This window comes from Nostoc sp. CALU 1950 (assembly GCF_051172895.1).
GTDB classification, from domain to species: domain Bacteria; phylum Cyanobacteriota; class Cyanobacteriia; order Cyanobacteriales; family Nostocaceae; genus Nostoc; species Nostoc edaphicum_A.
In genome coordinates this window covers 1-23813 of record NZ_JBDNJQ010000097.1, presented here as the reverse complement: position 1 = coordinate 23813, position 23813 = coordinate 1, and the positions used below count along the sequence as shown (strand labels likewise).

At 40.1% G+C, this 23813-nt stretch carries 19 protein-coding genes, 1 tRNA gene and 1 pseudogene; 8 read left to right on the top strand and 13 right to left on the bottom strand.

The features are described from left to right. Positions 1-31 precede the first annotated feature (31 nt). Positions 32-274 carry a hypothetical protein gene (locus tag ABF638_RS23700; protein ID WP_435025397.1) on the top strand — a complete coding sequence of 81 codons (243 nt, stop codon included), beginning with the start codon at positions 32-34 and terminating at the stop codon, positions 272-274. A gap of 4 nt (positions 275-278) precedes the next feature. Here the strand turns inward: ABF638_RS23700 and ABF638_RS23695 are convergent, their stop codons facing one another. The 3 genes from ABF638_RS23695 to ABF638_RS23685 form a co-directional block, all read right to left on the bottom strand. Then, complete coding sequence (locus ABF638_RS23695; RefSeq protein ID WP_435025396.1) at positions 279-1394, bottom strand: ABC transporter permease; 1116 nt, start codon at positions 1392-1394, stop codon at positions 279-281. 149 nt (positions 1395-1543) lie between these two features. Then, positions 1544-2425, bottom strand: coding sequence for an Npun_R2479 family HD domain-containing metalloprotein (locus ABF638_RS23690; RefSeq protein ID WP_181932025.1), 882 nt, complete (start codon positions 2423-2425; stop codon positions 1544-1546). Positions 2426-3267: 842 nt separating this feature from the next. Then, on the bottom strand, positions 3268-4779 hold the full coding sequence (locus ABF638_RS23685; protein ID WP_435025395.1) for a calcium-binding protein: 1512 nt from the start codon (positions 4777-4779) through the stop codon (positions 3268-3270). Between the two features lie 1016 nt (positions 4780-5795). On the opposite strand from ABF638_RS23685, the gene ABF638_RS23680 reads away from it, so the two are divergent. Then, the gene (locus ABF638_RS23680; protein WP_435025394.1) at positions 5796-7466 is read left to right on the top strand and encodes an MBL fold metallo-hydrolase; all 1671 of its coding nucleotides are present in this window, start codon (positions 5796-5798) and stop codon (positions 7464-7466) included. Between the two features lie 64 nt (positions 7467-7530). Here the strand turns inward: ABF638_RS23680 and ABF638_RS23675 are convergent, their stop codons facing one another. From ABF638_RS23675 to ABF638_RS23630, 10 genes and pseudogenes are all read right to left on the bottom strand, one after another. Continuing rightward, a complete protein-coding gene (locus ABF638_RS23675) occupies positions 7531-7842 on the bottom strand; it encodes a DUF6679 family protein (protein ID WP_012408115.1) in 312 nt (103 codons plus the stop codon). Between the two features lie 846 nt (positions 7843-8688). Then, a pseudogene (locus ABF638_RS23670) lies at positions 8689-8886 on the bottom strand (hypothetical protein); the annotation flags it as partial. A 296-nt stretch (positions 8887-9182) separates the two neighbouring features. Further along, complete coding sequence (locus ABF638_RS23665) at positions 9183-9971, bottom strand: Nif3-like dinuclear metal center hexameric protein (RefSeq protein ID WP_435025393.1); 789 nt, start codon at positions 9969-9971, stop codon at positions 9183-9185. Between the two features lie 32 nt (positions 9972-10003). Next, positions 10004-10753 (bottom strand): hypothetical protein, encoded by a 750-nt coding sequence (locus tag ABF638_RS23660; RefSeq protein ID WP_435025392.1) that lies wholly within the window; start codon positions 10751-10753, stop codon positions 10004-10006. A gap of 269 nt (positions 10754-11022) precedes the next feature. Continuing rightward, a complete protein-coding gene (locus tag ABF638_RS23655) occupies positions 11023-11436 on the bottom strand; it encodes a secondary thiamine-phosphate synthase enzyme YjbQ (protein WP_069069673.1) in 414 nt (137 codons plus the stop codon). Positions 11437-11479: 43 nt separating this feature from the next. Continuing rightward, positions 11480-11704, bottom strand: coding sequence for a hypothetical protein (locus ABF638_RS23650; protein WP_435025391.1), 225 nt, complete (start codon positions 11702-11704; stop codon positions 11480-11482). Beyond that, positions 11701-12219: a hypothetical protein gene (locus tag ABF638_RS23645; protein WP_435025390.1), complete on the bottom strand. Its 519-nt coding sequence runs from the start codon at positions 12217-12219 to the stop codon at positions 11701-11703. The genes ABF638_RS23650 and ABF638_RS23645 overlap by 4 nt, the downstream gene beginning before the upstream one ends. Before the next feature lie 27 nt (positions 12220-12246). Then, complete coding sequence (locus ABF638_RS23640) at positions 12247-13329, bottom strand: glycosyl transferase (protein ID WP_435025389.1); 1083 nt, start codon at positions 13327-13329, stop codon at positions 12247-12249. Between the two features lie 130 nt (positions 13330-13459). Next, positions 13460-14653, bottom strand: coding sequence for an aminotransferase class V-fold PLP-dependent enzyme (locus ABF638_RS23635; RefSeq protein WP_435025388.1), 1194 nt, complete (start codon positions 14651-14653; stop codon positions 13460-13462). Positions 14654-14756: 103 nt separating this feature from the next. Next, positions 14757-15371, bottom strand: a complete 615-nt coding sequence (locus ABF638_RS23630) for an HIT family protein (protein ID WP_435025387.1) — start codon at positions 15369-15371, stop codon at positions 14757-14759. A gap of 76 nt (positions 15372-15447) precedes the next feature. Here ABF638_RS23630 and ABF638_RS23625 point away from each other — a divergent pair, with 76 nt between their 5' ends. The 6 genes from ABF638_RS23625 to gltX all read left to right on the top strand — a co-directional run bounded on the left by ABF638_RS23625 (position 15448) and on the right by gltX (position 23755). Further along, positions 15448-16908 carry a TM0106 family RecB-like putative nuclease gene (locus tag ABF638_RS23625; protein WP_435025386.1) on the top strand — a complete coding sequence of 487 codons (1461 nt, stop codon included), beginning with the start codon at positions 15448-15450 and terminating at the stop codon, positions 16906-16908. Between the two features lie 327 nt (positions 16909-17235). After that, on the top strand, positions 17236-18420 hold the full coding sequence (locus ABF638_RS23620) for an esterase-like activity of phytase family protein (protein ID WP_435025385.1): 1185 nt from the start codon (positions 17236-17238) through the stop codon (positions 18418-18420). A 319-nt stretch (positions 18421-18739) separates the two neighbouring features. After that, entirely contained in the window at positions 18740-20362 is a 1623-nt protein-coding gene (locus tag ABF638_RS23615; RefSeq protein ID WP_435025384.1) for a serine/threonine protein kinase, read from the top strand. 101 nt (positions 20363-20463) lie between these two features. Beyond that, a complete protein-coding gene (locus ABF638_RS23610) occupies positions 20464-21987 on the top strand; it encodes a serine/threonine protein kinase (protein ID WP_435025383.1) in 1524 nt (507 codons plus the stop codon). Between the two features lie 110 nt (positions 21988-22097). Next, a tRNA-Asp gene (locus tag ABF638_RS23605) sits at positions 22098-22171 on the top strand. 138 nt (positions 22172-22309) lie between these two features. Beyond that, complete coding sequence (gltX, locus tag ABF638_RS23600; RefSeq protein ID WP_435025382.1) at positions 22310-23755, top strand: glutamate--tRNA ligase; 1446 nt, start codon at positions 22310-22312, stop codon at positions 23753-23755. The last annotated feature ends 58 nt before the right edge of the window (positions 23756-23813 follow it).

Below are 23813 nucleotides of genomic sequence, written 5' to 3'. Positions count from 1 at the left end.
GGGTTCGCATTTGCTATTTCGGAGTACGCATTTGCTATTTCGGAGTACGCATTTGCTATATCGGCGATCGCATTGGTTATTTCGGCGATCGCATTTGTTACTTCGGGGTTCGCATTTGCTATTTCAGAGTACGCATTTGCTATTTCGGCGATCGCATTTGTTCTTTCGGGGTTCGCATTTGCTATTTTGGCGACTCAATTTGCTACTTCTGCGATCGCATTTGCTATTTCAGCGATCGCATTTGCTATTTTGGCGACTCAATTTGCTATTCTAAACGCTTATCTCCTCAAACTACGAGGATCAAGTGCATCTCTCAGCCCATCACCGAGTAAGTTGAATGCCAGCACTGTGAGAATAATCAGCACAGCCGGTGGCCAAATTAACCAAGGTTGCAATACCAAAATTGAAGCATTGCTAGCCAGAGAAAGCATATTTCCCCAAGATGGGTCTGGTTGTTGAATGCCCAAGCCGATGAGACTCAATATCGCCTCTGCACCAATAAAGCTGGGAATTGCAAGAGTCGCAGAGATAACTACATAACTAGCCGTTTGCGGCAAAACGTGGCGGAGGATGATATAAAGTGGGTTCGCACCCATTGCCCGCGCTGCTTGGACAAATTCTCGCTCTTTAAGTGATAATACCTGTCCCCGAATGACTCGTGCTAAACCAGCCCAGCTAATAACCGAAGTAATCACCACAATTAGCAAAAAGCGCTGGGTACTACTTAAACCCGCTGGTAAGACTGCGCCCAATGTCACCAAAAGATAAATACTAGGGAAAGTCATTAGCACTTCTGCCAAGCGCATAATCAGGCTATCAGTTACACCGCCGAAATAGCCAGAAATTCCCCCGATGAGCAAACCAAGGGGATAGGTAATGATAATGCCAAAAATCCCGATAAACATACTGATACGACCGCCATGTAGGAGGCGACTAAATTGGTCGCGCCCTTGGTCATCAGTGCCTAATATGTTGACTTTTGTGCCACTTGTTGTCCCAAATAAATGCCAATTTAAGGGGATACCAGGAAAGATCGTGACTTCATCCCACTTCGGGGGTAATGGCAAACTCATCTGTAACAATCGGTATTCTGGCCCAGAGACAAATAGACGCAGAGGTGATGGATTTTTGAAGTCTACAATGAGTTTGCGATCGCCTGTTTCTAAATTAGTATCTCCCTGAGTCGTCGGATAAACATGGGGACCGATAAACTGCCCTGACTGAGAAACCCAGTGGATCTTAGTTGGTGGCAGCAGTGAACCATTAGGCTGTGAGGCATAGGGGTCATAAGGAGCTACGAAATCAGCTGCAATTACTGCTATGTAAAAAATTAACAGCAAAATTGCCCCAAATCGTGCCAAAGGATTTTTCTTAAGTCGTCGCCACCAATCCATAGTAGTTAGGAGTTATAAGTTATGAGTTATGAGTTATTAAGCTTTTATCTTAATTCATAATTCATCATTAATAATTCTTAAACTCCCAACTCTACCAATTTGGGATTTTGGATTGAATAAAAAATCTAAAATCCCAAATTGAATAGCTCCTAATTCGCAACTCCTAACTTCTCCAAATACCGCTGCTGTTCTTCCTGTTGTTTTTCATGTTCCACAACAAACACGTTTGAGTAGAGATTAGCAAGAATTTGTTTTCCTTGTTGTGTCAATGATAGGTAATGCAATCCCTCTTGGATATAGGGATAGACACCATTCCAGTAAAACTTAGCGTAGTTATTACGTAAATCGGCAGGAGTTTTATAGCCCAAAACTTTATTTACACCAGTTTCTTCAAACTCGTAAAATAAAGACGTAATTTTCTTTAGGTAACGTGGGTCACTTAGTTGACCAATCAAATCAGCAGCCCGGACTAATCCTGCAAAGCACTTTGTATCTTGATGATCTTCTGCCGCAGGCACGGGAAATCGAGTTAATTCAATATTGCTCTTAATTGCCTCAGCATCTATTAATTTGTGACCTCCAAAACGCTCATCAATAAAGAGCTTGGCTCTATCAACATGATAGGGTGTCAGACTAGCATCAGAAGCGCCAGGAGCTACAGAAATCATTTTGCCATTTTTACCTGTGGCATATAAACCTGCTGCTTCTCGGTCTTGCCGGCAAACTCCCTTAACGTAGCCAATATCATGACTCACTAAGGAAATGATACAATGCAACCAATCTTCACTGGAAACGCCGCCTTCCCTAATGTGTTTGCCACGTAAGATTTCTTGCCCTACTAGGGTGACAAGGACAGTGTGTTCAACATTGTGGTAAAGGGCGTCGCTATTGGCAATATTTTCCAAAGCCATGTTACCAGCCCAGGCGATAATGTCTTGATAATCATTTTTGAAGCAGCCATAAGTGCGACGGTAGCCATCTCGAATTTCATTTACAAAGGCATCAATTAAAATTTCAGTGGCATTGAACATATCTGGTTACTCTGGTAAATACCAATTATTTATTGATTTGATTGATTTAAAAATTCCATAATCAGGGCCACCCTTAGTGGAATTTAGAGCAATGGAGTTTGCTCCTTTGTAACTCACCTGTAGCTGTGGACGCTAGCTTAACCTATACCTGGATTACATGGTAATAGATGACTTTCTGGCAACACAAAGGCTTTAGAGTAATTATGGGTTGCGTATAAAAAATAATCTTCTAGTGTAGAAAAGTACATGAATATTTTATATTTTAATTAGATAAATCTAGATTCGCTTTATCAGTTTTTCATATCTAAGCCTTGGTTGGCGGTGATCTAAATACATCTAGTGTGTGACCTAGAGTAGCTTAATCTACATAAAATTTTGAAGCATTTTTCTTAGTAATTACTCTTAGTAGAATCGTAGTATTATATACAGTTGCATCTGAAAGAGTTTACTATTAAATGCCTCATAGTTGATAGAAGTAAATAAACTTCAAGTTTTCTTAAGAAAAAATCAAGATTGATATGCATAGACAGAGTGGAGGTGGAACTGTGAGTGATAAAAATGTTTCATGTGAAAACCGCCCATAATTGGCGGTTTCACAACTACCACCCTGCTGAGACTGGTGATAGTACCAGTAAAATTTAGCTACATCGACAACTTCCAAACTTAGATTATGTATGGATGACTGCGCTATGGCTTTGGTAAAGAACCACCGCACCCATAATAAATATCTCGTGGAGTTAATTATGCGTTACCTGAAATCCTTGTAGATACTTAGCACTGCTACGTCTCTACATTCTTTTTTACCAGATGTCTATTACAGTAAACTTCCAAATTTAAGTGTTTTAGACAAATTTAATATCACTCAGGCTATAGTTATTGGCGAGGATGGTGATCACATCAAAACGAGGTAAAATCACAGAAGAGTCAGTGCTGTTTTCTGTTGTATCTAACGAAACACCAAGACTCAAGGAATTTTTAGAGCCATTGTTTTTAATAATCTCGTTAACAGTTGACTCTAGCTGAGGGTCGTTTATGTCTTCACTGCTCAATGTATCGTTCGTGATTGACCCAAATGGAGAGCCAATAGCAATGTAGTTGCTACCAAAAATATAGTTTTCAAGTTTTTTCAGTTGGATTTTATCTTGTCCTGTCTGAAAATCTCCTATAAAAGCAAAGTCATTAAGACCGAAAAATCCTCCACCTCCCACATAATAAGGATTTTTTTCATCTCCAATCACAAATGTGTCTGGATCTGCACCACCTGTTAGGATATCTATCTCCTTTATCCCTGGTTGAACACTTGCAGTATCAACACCAACTAAAGTATCTTTACCATCAAGACCTGAGAGTTGGTCATTACCCTTTCCACCTCTGAGTAAGTTATTGGCTAAATTACCGATAATGGCGTCATTTTGTGAAGTGCCAGTGACGTTGACAAAGTTCTGAACTTTAAAAGTCAAAGTATCCAATCCTGGAACACCATTGACAATCAGACTATTGGTTGACAGGTTGACATTCAATGATGTCGTTGTTGTGCCTATAGAACCATCAATAGCATTGGCTTGTCCTTTTGCCCCGATGATAGTTTCAATCTTGACGAGTTGATCTTTCCCAGATATACCTTCCTTGTTCACGATACCAACGGCTTCGAGGCTAATAGCATTACCCAATCCGCTATAGTCAGCCGTATCATTTCCGATACCTCCATCTATGAGGTCATTACCAGTTCCTCCAATTAAGATGTCATCACCGCTACCACCTTCTACAATATCGTTCCCATCTCCAAGGCGAGAGGCAAAGATAACACCTTTGCTGCCTCCACCAATCACATCATTACCATCACCACCGCGTACAGTATCATTGCCATTACCTCCCAAAATTTCGTCATTGCCCTTTCCACCTTCGAGCAAATTATTGGCTGAATCACCGATAATGGTGTCATTTTGTGAAGTGCCAGTGACGTTGACAAAGTTCTGAACTTTAAAAGTCAAAGTACCCAATCCTGGAACACCATTGACAATCAGACTATTGGTTGACAGGTTGACATTCAATGATGTTGTTGCTGTGCCTATAGAACCATCAATAGCATTGGCTTGTCCTTTTGCCCCAATGATAGTTTCTATCTCTAATAGCTGATCTTTACCAGATTTACCTTTGTTGACAACACCAGCAGCTTCTAGAGTCACAGCCTGACCCAATTCGCTGTAGTCAGCTGTATCTGTTTCAGATCCTCCTACAAGAGTGTCATTGCCGATGCTACCGATAATGCGATCATTTCCCGCAAGACCAAGCACAATATCATCCAAAGAAGTACCAGTTAGGACATCATCAAAGCGAGTACCAACAATTAACATATATTAATGATGCTGAAGTTTTTATGACTTTAGCAGAAGTTGGTTATTAAATAAGTTTAGAGCGGGTTAAGGGTTATAAAATTGTTTACTTAAATGTCTATTCCCTCATTTTTTTACATCTAGTTTAATTAGCAGAAATAATTTATTGAATAAGTTTATATTGGGTTAAGAATTATAAAATTATTTATTAAATTGTCCGTTCACTCATTTTTTGACATCTAATTGAATAAGTTTGGGGTTCGGATGCCGGAGGAGAGTGAGTATCTCACGGTTTTTCCTTTTTCGATTGAGCAGACCTAGACATAGGAGTGGAAACGCATCATTATTTTCTGGTGACGCCTATTCTAGATGAGGATTTTTACGGACTGTAGAGGATTGCGTAGGCGTAGCCCATCGTAGACATCGCTGTCATATTGCTTCACATCTAGATGGATAGACAGGTGAACCGAAAGGTTCTACAATCTGACTGATTGCGGTAAATTTACCTATTGTCCAATCCACATAAGCATAGTAAAGATTTTCTAGTGATTCCGTTTGATTGCGGAAGCACTAAATTAATATAGGAAAGTCTTGAGTAAGGGGCGGCAAACAAATGGATGTAAAGCTGATTCTAGCTGGATTAACAGTTATCTTCACGCTTTCGTGCTTATTTTTTGGTACGAAAAATGGATTTTATGATTCAGATAACTATCACGGCAATGGCTCCGCACATTGAGATAAATCTGTAGGCGCTTGGGCGACTTCCCAAAGGGAGAGTTGGCTGAAAGCGCTCAAAACTTGCAAAGGGAAAATACACAGAGGCAAACTCCTTGAGTTCCTAGTTTGATGGCTTCTCGTTAGCCCACCTTTCCGAACCAGTGCGGGTTCGGTGGAGGCGTCCTCCCCAATCAAAAATCTGTATTCTCAGGGTGTAGGGGCGCACGATAAAACTTACCCCTAAGTCACAAAACCAAAACTTGTGTAATTTTTGGATTTTGGGATATGTCCATGATGATGAGGTTTGAGGGGAGGAGAGCATGAGGGATAATCTGTCGGCATCCTCTCGCGTAGATGCTGCGGAAGCGGGTAGTGAATTAGAATGTTTCCCCTATAGTGTCCAGCATGACGATGAGGGCGTGTGTTTATTGGTGAAAATGGGCCCACACCGCATTCTGTTGGATTGTGGTTTGGAAGATATTTCATCGCTGAGTAAGGGGCTTAATAAGTCAGTACGTGGAGCTAATTCGCCCCTACCAGCGGATTTAGTTTTGATTAGTCATGCCCACCCAGATCACTCTAGAGGCTTACTGGCACTGCATAAAGCTTTTCCCAAGTTACCTATTTATGGTAGTGAGGTGACTAGCAAGTTACTGCCGTTGAATTGGCTAGACCAAGACCCTCAAGAAATTTCCCAATTTTGTCATGCCTTGCCGTTGCGATCGCCTGTGGAATTCCAAGAAGGTCTGGTGGCAGAATTATTTCCCGCAGGGCATCTACCAGGGGCAGTGGCAATTCTACTTACCTACACCACTCAGCAGCGTATTTACAAGCTACTCTATACAGGGGACTTTTTCCTGTCCAACTCCCGCCTGGTAGAAGGTTTGCGTTTAGAGGAACTGCGGGGTTTAGACTTGGATGTGCTAATCATTGAAGGTAGTTATGGCACATCCCGTCATCCTCACCGCCGTAACCAAGAAAATCAACTAGCAGAGCGAATTAATCGCGCTATCGCTGATCATTGTTCTGTAATCCTTCCCACCCCTGCTTTAGGATTGGGTCAAGAACTATTAATGCTCTTGCGATCGCATCACCATTTCACCGGACGAGATTTAGATATCTGGGTAGATGGTGCTGTTGCTACTGGGTGTGATGCCTACCTAGAACTGCTACCCCACCTTCCCCCATCGGTGCAAAACTTCGCCCGCCATCAACCCCTATTTTGGGATGAACGGGTACGTCCCCGCGTGCGTCGTTTACAACCAGAACATCGTCCCACTGTGGGCAAATCACCTTGTATAGTCCTCACCGACTCTACATCTGATTTAGGTGAACATTGCCAACTAGACACCGGCCCTTGGCTGATCCTGTTACCAGAAAAAATTGATATAAAAGTTAACAAAGAATATTTAGCACCCACCACTGTCGAAACCTATCTTTTAGCTCAACATAGTGATGGCCCTGGTACTACGCAGCTAATTCATAACTTGCGACCCCAGCATGTGATTTTTGTCCACGGTTCTCCTGCTTATTTAGCAGACCTGACTAGCTTAGAAGAGTTGCAAAACCGCTACCATGTACATTCACCAGCAGCTAACACTTTAGTAGAACTGCTTATTGGCGATACATTTTTGCAACCGGCAGCGCCAGAAACTAACTACGAAGGCGAACTGACGGAGTTGGGAACAGTAATCACAATCACCCTACCTGATGTGATTACTGCTGATCCGCGTTGGCGGCAATTTGCTGATACTGGGTTAATCGAAGCTCGTTGGCAAGGGGAAGAACTAGTATTAAGGGGATTGTCTCAACGAGAATTACTCAGCCAAAATAGCGATCGCTATACATGGACAGATGTAGACTGTTGTGGTACTTGCCGACACCAAAGGGGGCAGCGGTGTTGGAACCCAGCTTCCCCGTTGTTTAACTTCAAGGTAACTCTTGAAGGTTACTGTCCTGCCTTTGAACGTTTATCTAGTCCTGAGTCCTGAGTTCTGAGTTCTGAGTTAGGATTTATTACTCAGCACTCGACCCTCAGCACTCAGCACTGATTAATTATTCTGGATTCGAGTCAGTGTAGCGGTTATGAATGCGTTCAGCTTCGGGACAATCTTCAGTCATCAAAGGTTCCACATTCCCGCGTGGTACTGAAGCCAATTTTTGCGTTACAGCACCAATGCTCTCGAGGCGAACCATTTCTTCCCAAGAACAAACTTCGTCTTCTTCTTCTGTTTCATAGCGTAGGGTCACTAAATCTCCCTCTATGTCTATGATGCGGGCGCGTTCAATCCAGCGTTGCTGGTCCCGCAAGAAAACACATACCTCGCGCCCATCGCAACACAGTTGATAAATCTTGCGGTGTAGCATGTATTGTTTCTGCCTTTTTAAACAACGTAGTTAAACCTGTCAAAATCTGGGTTCTACCCCATTACATTACACCTTTAGGAGGTTAATTTCACTGTTGGGAACAACAAGTAGAGTTTATGACCCAATCCCAAAACTTGCCTGTAGTTGTCAAAATATTGAGAAATGTTTGGTCATCAATCAATGGTTGCTCTCGCAATGAACTAAATCTCCCTCCGGCTGATTCTAGGGAATGTCTGCTTCATAGAAGTCAAACAATTCAGCACCTGTCCTAACCAGGTTCATATTTGTTGGTGAGTCATTCCTACCATTATGTAATAAAGAATACTCCAAAACAATCGTTGATTGCGGTTGTTTAATTTGCCTACTTTTAGTCATTGGCATTACTGGGAAGTCCGGGGACTTGGTTTTACTTTTACCCACTTGTATCTGATCTTAACTCATTCTCTTGCTGACCTTGATGCTTTTCAACAACAACACCTAAAGAGTTTTGAGTTTTTAAGATTTTTGCCCGATTATAACTAAGAAAAAGGCAACGGAGTCGAGGGAAAGGCAGATAGACAAAGGAGATAAGGGGCAAAGGGTCAATACCCTGAGAAGATTCCCCTCTGTTTCTTTTATGGGAGTATCAGCAAGATTTATCAAGAAAGGCAGTTTTTGCTGAGGCTAGAAGGTGGGAGGAAAACTGGACTCTACTTCAGTAAAGTGACCAGAGCAAGCTTGCGGTTTAAAAATATCACTGAATTTCCGTTTAATGACTCCAAATCATTAAGGGTCGAATCCTCTTGGAGTTTGCTCGTCCTGCCTTCTGCCTCCTGTCTCCTGCTTCCTGCCTCCTTCAACCGATAGAGGAAATTCCATCAGCACGCTCGACGAAGACGCTTCTCGTTTAATTTGACCTGCGCGAACTGCATTATATAGGGCTGCAAGAAAAGGCAAATCCTCTGACTGATAGCATTTAGTAGACAGTACTTGCTGGAGTAAACCCTCAGATTCAACACTAAGATATCCAGTTTCAAAAGCAGATTCAATGAGTGTGCGAATCATCTTGATTAGGGCAGAGTAAACAATTTGTTACGTCAAGTGTGGAACATTTTTCTCTGCTATTAATTGATATGGAACATGAATATCATGTGATTATAATTACACGTAACTAGTGATTTTTATCACAATTATGGTTAAAAATAGAACTTTATGTACGTCTATCTATGAGTTTATTGATATAAAATTTATGAAGTATCTCAGTATTAATACAGCCAAACCCCATGATTTAACAATATTAAAATATATAAAAAAATTTTTAGGCAAGCATCCAAAAAATATAGTTTGGATATCACAAGCAATCAAGCGAAAAACTGGCGGAAATCTTCATCATTTTTACTTAATTGCACCCAATCTAAGTTTAAGGACTGGAATTTTTGCACTAAGCGATCGCAAGCCGGACGTTCGGTAGCGTAATGCCCAGCATCGATTAAAATGAGATTGCGATCGCGGCTTTCTTGAAACTGATGGAATTTACAGTCAGATGTCAGATAAGCTTGAGCGCCAGTTTTGGCGACGGCTGAAATGTAACTAGCTCCCGAACCACCCAAAACGGCAACTCGTGAAACTGTTTGCTGTAAATCGGCACTTGGAGAAAAAATCAAATTAGGCGGAGCAAGTCGGGTTTGAATGGCTGCGAGTAATTCCTGTAATGTCAGAAATGGCTCTAGCAAACCAACACGACCATATCCTAATCCTCCTTGTGTAGCTACTATGGGAGTAACTTCTTTGAGTTCTAAAATCTGAGCCAAAACGTCAGCGGTACCATCCTGCACTTGGTCGAAATTAGTGTGAGCAGTGTAAATACCAATATTGTGGGTAAAGGCTAACCGTACCATTTCAGCGATCGCTTCACCAGTGCGTAAAGATTTGAGAGGATTAAAGATCAAGGGGTGATGGGCGAATATCAGATTAGCATTAAGAGCGATCGCTTCCTGCATTACCGCCAAAGTCGGTGTCAAACAGACCAAAACTCGTGCTTTTTCCTGCAAAACTCCCGGCTCAATCTGCCAGCCACAATTATCCCAACTTTCACACCAAGCTGGATTTGCCCATGTTTCAAACCAAGTAATTAAATCAGCAATTTTCATATTATAGTTCTTCAGCAATTTTGAATTGCTAATCAATGTCTCTGTGGTTGAATATTTAATTTTAATGCTAATTGCTGGCGCATTTCTTGGAAAGGTTTGTTCCATACCGGACTGGCATTCCAATTCCATGCTGCTACTGGAATAAGTTGTTCTTTTGCTAAATAAGTTAGCAGACGGTATTCATCTTCTGGTTCACGAGAAAAGGTGAAGGGGTTACGGTAGCCTGTTTCACACAGTTTATAAGATATGACCTGACCATGATTAATACGTTGTAAAAGCTCCTTACCTTTAGCGAGCAAATAATCAAAAAAAACCAGACTAAAAGGCTCTATATGTGAGCGTTTTTGTGGTTCTTTTTTTACCCATCTTGCCCAATCAAATCCATACATAAAATCATGAACATAACGGAAGCGCATTTCCGTTTTATTTCCGAACATCTCCGTAAGACAAACCATCTTTTCACCAAAAACTTTTAAGAAAGTAACAGCTCCATCATCTGCGGTTAAAGCCTGTCTAAGCATACTACTTACAAGAAAATCAAAATCCCAGAAGATGTTTTCTGGGAAGTTTTGCAACTGAGCATAGACTATGCTTTCGAGAGTTTCTTGAAGGGTTGTGAGAATCTGAATGTCGGTGTTTTGTTCAACAATCAAATTTCCCAATTCTGCAAAATTGGTAATTAATGTCTTGTGGGGATTAAGTGACAATAAGTTAACCGGCTGCTGGACAAGGATTTCATCAAGAAATTGAAAAGTATGAGTTGGTTTTAGTTCTTTCTTCATATTAATTCAAATTGCCCAGACAGCTTACACTAAAATATTAGTGTATAATAAAATAAATAGATTATTAAATAATCATAAATAAACTTAACTTTTAAATTTACATAGATTATTTGGTATGTATCTGGTTATTTTTTATTAAGAAAGCTATTACGGCAAGAATTATCTAATACATATCACCGCACAGGCTACAATATTATATCCTAATGATTCGCAGTATAAACAGAGTATTTAAACTCTATAAAATGACACTTTAAATAGTCGAGAAATATTTATCCAGAAATGTGAACAACCAATTCTCTTGAATGACTGCGTTGGCGGTGTTCCCAAATATAAATTCCCTGCCAAGTTCCCAGTACCAAGTGACCACGATTAATAGGGATATGTTCAGAAGTATGAGTGAGTGCAGTACGGATGTGTGCCGGCATATCATCGGGCCCTTCTGCATTATGGATATATTTGCCTGATTCTGGAACAAGTTTTGCCATAAAATCAGCTAGATCCACAAGAACATCAGGATCGGCATTTTCTTGGATGACTAAACTGGCTGAAGTGTGGCGTAAAAATAAAGTACAAAGACCAATATCAACACCTGATTCTGCAACTATAGATTCAATTTTTGCAGTGATATTGTAAAAAGATTTACCAGTAGTAGAAATTCTCAGTAACTTTTGGTAGTGGCTCATTGAAAACAGTAATTATTGATGACAGTAAAATCTAACTAGCAGTTCAATCTGCTTGATTTGGTTGTTGTTCTGTTGATGGTTGATCGCTAGACTGAGTATGTCTTCTTCTAAAGAGGCTTAACACCGCATTTACAGACTCTTTTATGACATTGGGGATGATAGGCGTATTAGGTAGATTGTGAGATAAAGCTGTAATGTTATCTAGGTTTGGCTCTGGCAGTTGTACACTGTTTTTAGAAGATGTTGTATTATCTTGGTTGGTATTCATAGTTTTTGTAGTTCAGGAATGAAATAAACTGTTACTTGATGTAATAAGGAAACCACAGCAATTCCAGCGGTAACACCAGTAGCATATTTCAAGGCTAGGGATATATCATCTACTTGCTTCTGGTTATTATTATAAGTCTCCCTGAAGTCAGCTAACATCTGCAAATTATATTCTTGAGGTGTAAACGTCAAATAATCCTCTGGGAATTTTAGCTTTTCTTCATTTTCTTCGTTTTTTTCGAGATTAGGGCTGGCAAAAAACTTACGCGGCAATAAAGCCCAGATTAGTAGCAGAAAATTGATGGGAAATAACAATATTTCTAACGCACTAAAGATACTAAATATAGTAATCAATCTGGATATTGTTAGAAAACTTAGTATAGCGCTGTTTGTCACAAATAGAATGTTCATCTGAGTGATTAAAATCTGCCGTTCTTCCTTTTGCCTTTCAATCACTCGACGTACATCTTGGGCGGCCAATTCTAAAGTTTCTTTATCTATTGTTGGAGATTCCATTTTTAATTGATTTTATTTTGAATAACTTTATTTCGTCTGCAAATAATTAATAACAGCTTTAGCGATCGCTTCATTCCCATCCTTAGCAATTGCTTGAGATTGCTTTGGTGGTTGAGGTAACTCATGGAGAAAATCCCAATTCCCTTGAAAAAACTCAGATGGGGTAATGATTTGATGCTGATTATAATTAGTTATACCTTCTACTAGAAAAGCTGCTTCGGCAAAATCCTCACGCGGTATAGTAACAATCGGTAATCCTAATAATGTGGCTTCAGAAAAAGTACTGTAACCAGGTTTAGAGACGACTCGCGCACAAATAGGCATAAAATCTACAGGGCGGTATTTGCGGTCATCAATTTTCACTAAATTAGGTAAATCAGGAGCAGATTGATCAAAGACGATAAATTGCCAATCTGGGAATCGCCGCAGGTTATCGTAGGGGATTTGCTGTAAACCCAAACCACCAAAGGTCAATAAAATAGTTTTTTCGACTGGTGTAGCTATTCCCCAAAGAGAACGTAAATCATCAGCAGAGTAACGAGGGGAACCGCCTGTTAAGCCTACATCTGTGATATTGTTAAAAGCCTGCATTGGTTCATGGAAAGGGAGACGAAACAAGCGATCGCACTTTGAGTACCCATCACTAATCCAATCTGCAATTGCGGTAAATTCGCCTCCCCAATCTCGGTAGATAAAGTCCCAGCCAAAGTTACTCATCATCCAGCAGGGAATATTTGCAGCTTTGGCAAATCCAGGAGCGAGGAAGGGAATATCTGCCAAAATGAGATTAACGCGATTTTGGCGGATAAAATTCACTTCTGAAGCAATCAGCGAGTTCTGATGCTTCTTAATATCCAGCAACTTTTCTAAAGTCGCTGCTTTATCCATTGTCAAACTATCCGTTTGCACCACACCCAAATCAAATGCACGGGGACGATAGATAAAATCGCCTTGTATGTAGCACTCTAGCAACCAGCGTGGGGCAGTACTCACCAGAATTAGTAGAACTTCTGGGCATAATTTTTGAATTGTCGCGGCTATAGATGCGGTGCGAGTAGCATGACCAAAGCCGTGGTTAGTTATGGCTAAGTATAAGATTGGGCGTTCCATTTTCAAGTTAGAAATTATTTACATTTTGGATTTTAGATTTTAGATTTTTACTTCAATCCAAAATCTAAAATTGGCAGAGTTAGGAGTGAAAATTCTAATTTTCACTCTGAGAATTTATAACTCCTAACCTTTAATTAATCTTGCTAAAACTTTGAATTGCCTCAACCAATAGGTCGATTTCCGATTCTAAAGTAAAGTAATGGACGGTAACGCGTATACAGCTAGGATCGGCAATTGTCCGAGTTAATATCCTTTGTGAGTCTAAAAATTGCACCAACTTCAAATGAGCTTGCGGCTGATTATTTCCAAGTTGGAAGGAGATTATGCCGCTTTCGGGTGGGGAAGTTCGCAAACATTTAATATCAGGTAACGCTGTCAATTGTCGCCAGAGGTACTCACTGTTGTGGCAAATTTGCTCGTAACGTTCCTGTGACGTTCCCCATTGCTGATGAATTGCGATCGCTTCCTTTAACCCAAGATACAACGGATAAGCTAATGTAGACACTTCGTATCGTCGCCCATCTGGAAGCCAGTCCACAGGCTGAGATTGACTATCCACAACAATGCCATTCAAGCCAATAAATGTAGGTTTCAAGCTTTCTCGTGCTTCTGGTCGAACATACAAACCACCAGCACCCGCAGGGCCACATAACCATTTGTGACCAGTGAAAGCATAAAAATCAACTCCCAATTCAGTCAAGTTTAAAGGCAATAAACCAGCAGATTGGGCAGCATCTATTAATAGTGCAGAATGATTATTTCTGCATACTTCGGCAATTTTATCAAGAGGTAAAACTTGACCAGTATTCCAGAAAACATGACTCAATATCACTAGGCGGGTATTGGGGCGCAAGTGTTGGGCAATTACTGTTACAGGGTCGCCCTCATTTAAAGTCGCTTTTAGGGGACAGGTAGTAACTTCTACAGCGAATCTCCGCGCAATTTCCTGCGCTGTCGCAATCACACCTGGATGTTCGCAATCCGAGAGCAGCATGTGGTCGCCAGCTTGCCACTCAATGCCCCACATAGCGATATTACAGCCAACAGTGACATTTTGAGTGAGAGTAATTGTTTGGCTTGGTGCATTTAACTCCAAAGCGATCGCTTCTCTTGCTGCTTGAGTCTGGGGTGCTATCCAGCTATATGCCTCATTCCCAAAGGGGCCTATTTCTTGAACATAAGCTTGAGTTTGGGTCATAGCATCCATTGCTTTTTGGGGCATCGGCCCTTGTCCGCCATAATTGAAATAAGTCTTATTTGCTAAAGCTGGAAATTGCTCTCTATGGCGATGCAGCTTGATTGGTGATGCAGAAATACTAGTCATAATTCACAAGGGATATCTGCTGTTTGCAGGTTATTGAGATTTAGAGGAATTTGTACTTTGTGGTAGGAGCAATGAAATTAATTTAAGCCCTCGCTGCCAAATTTCATCTCGTAATCAGTAACGATAAATGCTCTGTGACTTTTTCTCTTAGATTCTGGGCTGTTTGAGAACTAATCAGATGATGTTTGAACTCTGATACATTACGCCACGGATTAGCCTTGCGATCTGGATCAGACTCGTAACGGGGGAAGAGATGCCAATGAATATGTGGCTCACCATTTCCATAACAGGCATAATTCATTTTCCACGGACTAAAAGCGTTAACAATAGCTTGTCCTGCCAACATCACCTCTTGAAATAAGGCGGACTGGATAGGTGGGGGAAGTTCATGCAACTCTCTAATATGTTTTTTTAGAAGGATGAGGGAGTATCCGCGATGAAACTGATGATCGCCAATCACAAAGATTGAATGCTCGAATTCGTGGATAAAGTAGGGATTCTGACCGTTTCTCCAGAGTGTGACACGCTCACAGATGAGACACGGCTCATGTTTTTCTGTCATGTACCCTTGTAATAATGGATAAACCGTGATTATGTTACTCTCTTGCAGTTGTAATTTGGCAAAAAAGCAAACGCTTGTGCTGTTTAAACCAATAGCTAGCTGTTGACAGTATAAAATAAACGGCAAATTAAGTGTGGATGCGTTGGCGTAGCCCACCAAAGGTATCGCTACTTCCAGATTTTAGTTGTCTAATTTACTCCCAGAGTGTGCTAATTCTTGTTAACTTATAAAGATGCTAATTAATGCTGAACTCCTACTGCAATATCAACGCTGTAAACGCCGGCCTTTTCTAGATACTCACGGTGACAAAAGTCAGCGCGATGCTCCCAATGAGTTGCTACGGAAACTGCAACAGGACAAAATCGCTCATCAGCTGAGTGCTTTGGCACAAATGACTTATCACCAACCAGATTATTCTTATGGAAACTGGGAAAGGGGAGAGAAAGAAACTTTAGAATTGATGCAGCGTGGGGTTGAATACATATATAAAGGAGTACTGTTAGCAAATTATTCTGAAGCATACACCCTCCTAAGTCGTCCAGATTTACTTGTGAAACAGCCAGGACAATCCCATTTTGGGGATTGGATATACGTCCCGGCTAATATTGAACTCGGTAAGCGTCCTAAGCAAGAATATCAAGTTGTCGCTGCATTTCATGCTCAAGTATTGGCGACAGTGCAAAGAGTTCCGGCTGAAACAGCTTCGCTCATATTGCGAAGCAAAAATACAAACTATGCGGTGGATTTGTTCAAATGGACGCCACGGATGCAGGAAATTCTGGAAGAGTTTATTCAAGTTTTAGAGTTACCGAATCCGCCAGAAGTGTTTATTTCTCGCCAAAAGTGCAATCTTTGCCATTGGTATAGTGAATGTTATGCGATCGCTCAATCTGAAAAACATCTCTCATTATTACCAGGCGTAACACCCATTCGCTACACTCAACTCCAAGCCTTAGCCATCACCACACTGGAATCTCTCGCTAACACCAGTCCCAGCACCTTAGAAAACCTACTTGGTTTTGACAGAGAAATAGCACCCAAGCTGGTAGTGCAAGCTCAATCTGCACTAGAAAAACGACCCCTAATTTTACCCTACCCGTTACCAATAGAAGATATTACATTTACAGCACCCATAGAGATTTACTTTGATATTGAAGCACAGCCAGATTTGGATTTAAATTATCTCTTGGGGGTTTTAGTTGTTGATAGAGTTGCCAATACAGAACAGTTTTATTCGTTTTTAGCAGACAAACCAGAAGACGAAGAATTAGTTTGGCAGCAATTTTTGGATTTGGTTTGGCAATATCCCGAAGCGCCAATTTATCATTTTTGTGTCTACGAGTTTGATACAGTCAAACGGATGGCAAAGCTTTACCACACTCCTTACTCCTTAGTGCGTCCTGTCCTGAATCGATTTGTGGATGTGTATGAACAATTAACCGAAAGTGTAGCATTGCCAATAGAAAGCTATGCCCTCAAAGCGATCGCTCGTTGGCTAGGATTTGAATGGCGGGAAAAAGAAGCTAGTGGTGCCAAATGTATTTACTGGTATGATCAGTGGCTAGAAACAGGCGATCGCACCTTACTAGAAATTATCCAAAGCTACAACGAAGATGATTGTCGCGCTACCCGCAGAGTCAAAGATTGGCTTGTCAACTTTTTTCAGGATGAATATGATTTGCGACTTGCTTAATTAACGCTGAGTACTTCGCATATTCCAGTATAGTTTTGTTCTTTACGATAGCTGCGGCAAGCCTCTTCGCGTCCACGTTTTTCTTCCTTGTACTTACAGCTATTTTCAGGTAAATAGCTGTAGGTATTAATATGATTTAGTGCATCTTTATGCATAAATTGTATCAGTACTCTTTCAATGCTATCTTGTTTATTACAGTTCAGATAAGACCAAAACACTTGTAGAGACGGCGATTTATCGCGTCTAAAAAAAACCACAAATTTGTACAATTAGCCCTTAACCCAAGCGTATTGGTTTATAATTTTCAAAATTTAGCAAGAGCTTTCCATGCAGTTCATTAAAAAAATATTTGTATTTCCGCGAATTATTTACTTTTTTATCCCGATTATAATTATCATTTTCTTATTTAGAGTTTTACATATAAATGCTGTTGAAATCAGTAGCATAGAATTTATTGGGGAAGCCACTTTACCGAAAGGTTTAATCTTTCAGAAAACTGAAGTTGGAGGCTTATCTGGAATTACATATAATGTAAAAAACAACCTTTACTATGCTATTTCCGATGACCGTGGGCAAAAAGCTAATGCCCGTTTATACACTCTGAAAATCGACTTGAGTAAAGGTTCCCTACAAAAAAATGGAATTATCCCAGTTAGTGTTACTACATTATTAAATCAAAATGGTCAAACATTCCGCCCTAGTGAAAGTGATACAGAAGGTATTGCATTAACTAATAAAGCAACTGTGTTTATTTCTTCTGAAGGCGATGCTGTAAAATTAATTAATCCTTTTATTAAAGAGTTCTCACTATCTTCTGGCAGAGAAATTGCAACACTCCCCATCCCAAACAAATTTTTGCCAGATAAAACTAGTCAACAAGGTATCCGCAATAACTTGGCTTTTGAAAGCCTTACCATCACACCCGATAAAAAGCATCTATTCACAGCTACCGAAAATGCTCTAATTCAAGATGGTGTCGCGGCTAAACCTAATATCGGTAGTCCTTGCCGAATTTTGCAATACAACTTGCCCAACAACCAGCCAGAAAAGGAATTTCTTTACCAAACAGAACCAGTTGCACCATTTTTAAATTTAATTGGCAAATTCGCTAGTGGATTGCCCGATTTACTTGCTCTCGACAATCAAGGACACTTCCTAAGTTTAGAGCGGTCATTCACTGGTTTAGGATTTGCTGTTTCCCTGTTTCAGGTTTCTTTAGAAGGAGCCGATGATATTCATACTATTGATAGCCTTTTAGCAGTTGATGCCAAAAATATTAAACCAGTTCAGAAAAAACTGCTATTAGATTTGAGAAAACTAGATGTACTGCTAGACAACATCGAAGGCTTAACTCTTGGCCCTAAGCTACCCAATGGACAACAATCATTAATTCTCATCAGTGATAACAATTTCAACTCCCTACAACGCACCCAGATACTAGCCTTTCAAATTAAAATTGAAACTCCGCTAATTAGATTCTTACGCCGTTTACTGCCAAATTTTAACAATTAGCTGTACAGAAATATAAGGTGCGTAGGCATAGCCCGTCGTAGACATCGCGGCTTTACTGCTATTTACTTATTACTGTGTAATCACGGAATCTACTAGGTAACTTTATCTAGCCTATTTAGAGTTTCCGTGTAATTTCTCAACCGTAATCCTTAATAAATATGTTACACAATATTTAGAAGCTTTTGCAGAGAAATTAACCATAATAAAAGCTTGTAGTTAGTTATCTCAAAATAATGATATTTCTTTAAAATTTTAAATTTAATAAATAGCTAGACTTATTAAAGTATTTTGCCAACAATATTTTTCAAAAATGATTTTCATGAAACAAAATAAAATTGAGAATATGGTAGGGCAAAAATCAGAATTAGACGATTACATCGGACAATGTTTAAATAATCGCTATTTAATCAGAGATTTGATTGGCAAAGGGGGGATGGGTAGAGTTTATCTAGCCGAAGATACTGCTAAGGGTGGTATGCCGATAGCAGTTAAAATCTTATCACTTAATTTAGCGAACCAACAAATGTCCCAACGCTTTGCCAGAGAGATTTTTATTGGCGCTCAATTGGGTCGCAAAAGTAAACATATTGTTCGCATCTTAAGTTATGGCGTTACTGAAGATAAAACTCCGTTTTATGTAATGGAATACCTTCAAGGAAAAAATCTCAAACAAATTCTCAAAATTCAGCCCTTAACAATATCAAAGTTTTTGCGGATTTGTAATCAAATTTGCTTAGGTTTACAATGTGCCCACCAAGGCATCAGCCTTAAAGGAGAGATTTATCCTATTGTTCACAGGGATATTAAACCAGAAAATATATTCATTAGTGAAGATAGTAAACAAGGAGAAATTGTCAAAATACTCGACTTTGGCATTGCAAAATTCCTAACAGAGCGAAGTGGAATGACGCTGACAGATTCTTTTATTGGCAGTTTGCCTTACTGTTCTCCAGAACACATGGAAGGACGTAAACTGCTAGATGTCCGCTCTGACATTTACAGTTTGGGAGTACTAATGTTTGAGATGCTGACAGGAAAGCATCCATTTCAGACAAAAAGTAACTCTTTTGGTACTTGGTATCAAGCGCATCGCTTTCAAATGCCACCTACAGTTGAAGAAATTAATCCGCAAGTCAAAGTTCCGCAGATATTAGAAAAACTATTGATGAGTTGTTTAGCTAAAGAAGTAAGCGATCGCCCTCAAAATATCAACAAAATATTAGAAGATTTAGAAAAGGTTAATATTCAGCTTAAAGATGTTATTCCTAGCAATGGTAATGACATTGTTAACCTCTCATTTCCGGTTCAATTAGTACCTGCAACTTTATTAACAGAACAAGAGTGTTTGCAGAAAAATTGGCCTAAAAATAAACCAATTGCGCCAATTGGGTTTCCGCATTTACTACATACTACCCAAAGACCCATACCAACTTTTTGGGCAATGTTGCCTAAACAAGAGATTACAAGATTTTTGGATCAAATACATGGCACTGAATTTATTAGTAAAATGAATGTCTACCCGATGCTATTGTGGGTAACAATACTATACGATGCCGAACCTTCTATGACTAAATGGCTACCTTATTTTCTGGATTTGAAAGACAATAAAGGACAGAATATAGCACGTGGTTTAGCGGAAGTAGGCTACTATCATTTACTGTTTTTTACCCTAGAAGATCCAACACGTTGCTCTCATGTAACAACTTTAAATATCACCCCTAGCCAGCGCCAGCAACTTGTAGATTGGTTAGATATAAGTCAACAGTCAAAAGAACTAATTTCGCCTAATCAAGCCAAAAATATTCTCAAAACAGAGTATGAAAAGCTGAAGTTAGACATTTTACAAAATTTAGCTATGCATCAGAAATCTGAAAAAGAAAGTTTAAAAAATTGGATGAATAAATTCTTGGAGATTTTTTTTAAGTTTGTATCACGCCATTGAAAGTCTGCCATCAAGATGGTTCCCTCCATTACCTAAAAACCTTCTTTTAATTATGTATGTATTGCTAACTTTAAATGTACTCAGCAGTGGAGGTTAATAAAGTGAATCAGAGCTTATTTACATCTCCAAGTAGTACGGGCTTGCTTGCCAATCGTTATCAACTCAAGCAATTAATTGGTAGCGGTGGTATGGGTGAAGTTTTTTTAGCAAATGATATTTTGTTAGGAGGAATACCAGTTGCTATCAAGTTTTTGACTCAAACTGTTGTCGATACCAAGATGCAACAAGATTTTGCTCGTGAAGCTTTAATGAGTGCAGCTTTGAGTCAAAAGAGTATACACATAGTAAGAGCGTATGATTATGGTGTGAATGAGAAAGGCAAACCATACTACGTCATGGAATATTTATGTGGCAAGAGTTTAAAGGATTTGATTCCGTTACCTCTGCCCATGTTTTTAACTATCTCCCGCCAAATTTGTTTAGGCTTACAATGTGCTCATCAAGGTATTAACATTGATGGCAAAATTTGTCCATTAGTTCATAGAGATATCAAACCTGCCAATATATTAGTTATTCCCGATCCGATATTGGGTCAGTTAGTTAAAATTCTTGATTTTGGGATTGCTAGATTTTTAAATTATGCATCAACAGCTAGTACAAGTAGGGGATTTAATGGCACTTTACCCTACTGTTCTCCAGAACAACTAGATGGGGAAAAATTAGATAGTCGCTCTGATATTTATAGCCTGGGTGTAATGATGTTTGAGATGCTCACAGGCAAAAAACCTTGGCAACCAGAAACAGACTATTTTGGGGCTTGGTATAAAGCACATCACTTTGAACAACCAAAAGCGATCGCAGAGGTTAAACCGACTCTGAAAATACCTCAAAAGCTAAATAATTTAATTATGGCTTGTCTTGCTAAAAAAGCAGGCGATCGCCCACAAAATATCGCTCAAATTTTGCAAGTATTAAACAGCTTAGAACAGTCTAATTGTCCCAGCTTATCTACAACTTTAGGCTCTAACTCTATCCTTAGCCGTCCCTTAGATTCTGGATTACCAATCACAGTAGAACAAAGCTATCGGCAACTTTTGTGGCCTCAAAATAAACCAATTCAAGAAATTGTTTTTCCTCAGCTTCTAGACACTCCACAAGGATCTCTAACAGCGTTATGGTTGATGTTACCTAAACAAGAAATCAAAAACTATGCGGTTTCTACCCGTTACAACCAGTTTATCTTCATGACATCCCCTCACCCAATGCTGTTGTGGGTGACTGTACTCTACAATCGGCAATTGGCTCCTAAGTGGCTACCATGCTATTTAGATATGCAAAATCCCCAAAATCTTAGGCTGGTAAGTTTATTGGCTGAGAATGAGCAGTATCCTTTGATTTTCTTTACTCTGGAAGCACCAAATTCTTGCATCAAAGTTCTCAGCAGTCGCATTGAGCCAACTCAGCGACAAATGTTGAAAACTTGGGTAAAACAGAGTCATAATCTACCACCCACTTCTCAACCCCAGTTGAGCAAACAGCTATTAAAGCAGCAGTATAAACAAATGCAATCCCGGATATTGCAGCATCTCGAATCAGAACCACAGGTTGTATTATCAAGGTTTTAACGAAAAATTCCCACCTTGGAGAGACAAGACAAAAATAATTTCTAATTTCCTATTCCAAAACACTTGACAAGTAGAAAAAAAATAGTGATAATAGGAAAGTTGCCAAACAAGGGACTGTAGTTCAATTGGTTAGAGCACCGCCCTGTCACGGCGGAAGTTGCGGGTTCGAGCCCCGTCAGTCCCGTTCTAAATTTATCAGTAGTTAATCATCGAAATAAACTTCGGTGGTTTTAAACTTTGAATTCCCCAAAAGGATTGACTCAGAATTCGGGGTTTGAATATAAGCTACATTTATCATGCTTTGCGAAAGAGAGAATCAACTGTGACTGTTAGAGTCCGTATTGCGCCGAGTCCAACCGGAAATTTACATATTGGTACAGCTAGAACAGCTGTATTTAACTGGTTATTTGCCCGCCACCACGGCGGGAAATTTATACTCCGAATAGAAGACACAGATTTAGAGCGATCGCGTCCCGAATACACCGACAATATTCTTGAAGGACTGCGCTGGCTAGGGCTTAACTGGGATGAAGGGCCATTTTTCCAATCCCAACGCCTGGATCTTTATAAAGAAGCAGTACAAAAACTGCTAGATCAAGGATTAGCCTATCGCTGCTACACCACCTCAGAAGAATTAGAAAGTCTCAGAGAAGCCCAAAAAGCTAGAGGCGAAGCTCCTCGCTATGACAATCGTCACCGTAACCTCACCCCAGAACAACGCGCCGCTTTTGAAGCAGAAGGTCGTTCTTCTGTAATTCGTTTCAAAATCGAAGATGGGCGCGAAATCGTCTGGAATGACCTAGTAAGAGGAAAAATGTCGTGGCGAGGTAGCGATTTAGGTGGTGATATGGTCATCGCCCGCGCTTCAGACGAGGGTAGTGGTCAACCTTTATACAACTTTGTCGTTGTAGTGGATGACATCGATATGCAAATCACCCATGTCATCCGGGGAGAAGACCACATCGCCAACACCGCCAAGCAAATTCTGCTATATGAAGCAATGGGGGCAAAAATCCCAGAATTTTCCCACACACCGTTGATTTTGAACATGGAAGGACGCAAGCTTTCTAAGCGGGATGGCGTCACTTCCATTTCTGACTTTCAGAAAATGGGCTTTACTGCTGAAGGCTTGGTGAATTACATGACATTACTGGGTTGGTCGCCACCAGACTCAACGCAAGAAATATTTACCTTAGAAACAGCTGCTAAAGAATTTGGCTTTGAGCGCGTCAATAAAGCAGGCGCAAAGTTTGACTGGGACAAGCTGGATTGGTTGAACAGCCAGTATATCCACAAGACGCCAGTAGATAAACTTACAGATTTACTCATCCCCTATTGGCAAGCGGCTGGGTATAAATTTGATGGTGGAAGAGAACGCCCCTGGTTAGAACAGCTAGTAACTTTAATTAGTCAGAGTTTGACTCGTTTAGTAGATGGAGTAGCTCAAAGCCAACTGTTTTTTAGCGACACAGTTGAATTTAGCGATGAAGGTAGCACACAACTGAAACAAGAAGGTTCTGCTTCTGTCCTTGAGGCGATTGTCAAAGCTTTGGAAAACCAGCCGCAATTATCGGAAGCCGCCGCCCAGGATATTATTAAACAAGTGGTGAAAGAGCAAAAAGTCAAAAAAGGCTTGGTAATGCGATCGCTCCGAGCAGCTTTAACTGGAGATGTTCATGGCCCCGACCTGATTCAATCTTGGTTACTACTAAATCAGATTGGTTTAGATAAACCACGCTTGAGTCGCGCTATAACGGAAGCTCATTAGCGATTACCTCAATATTTTAGAAATATTTTAGATTTTAGGGGCGCACAAACGTGCGCCC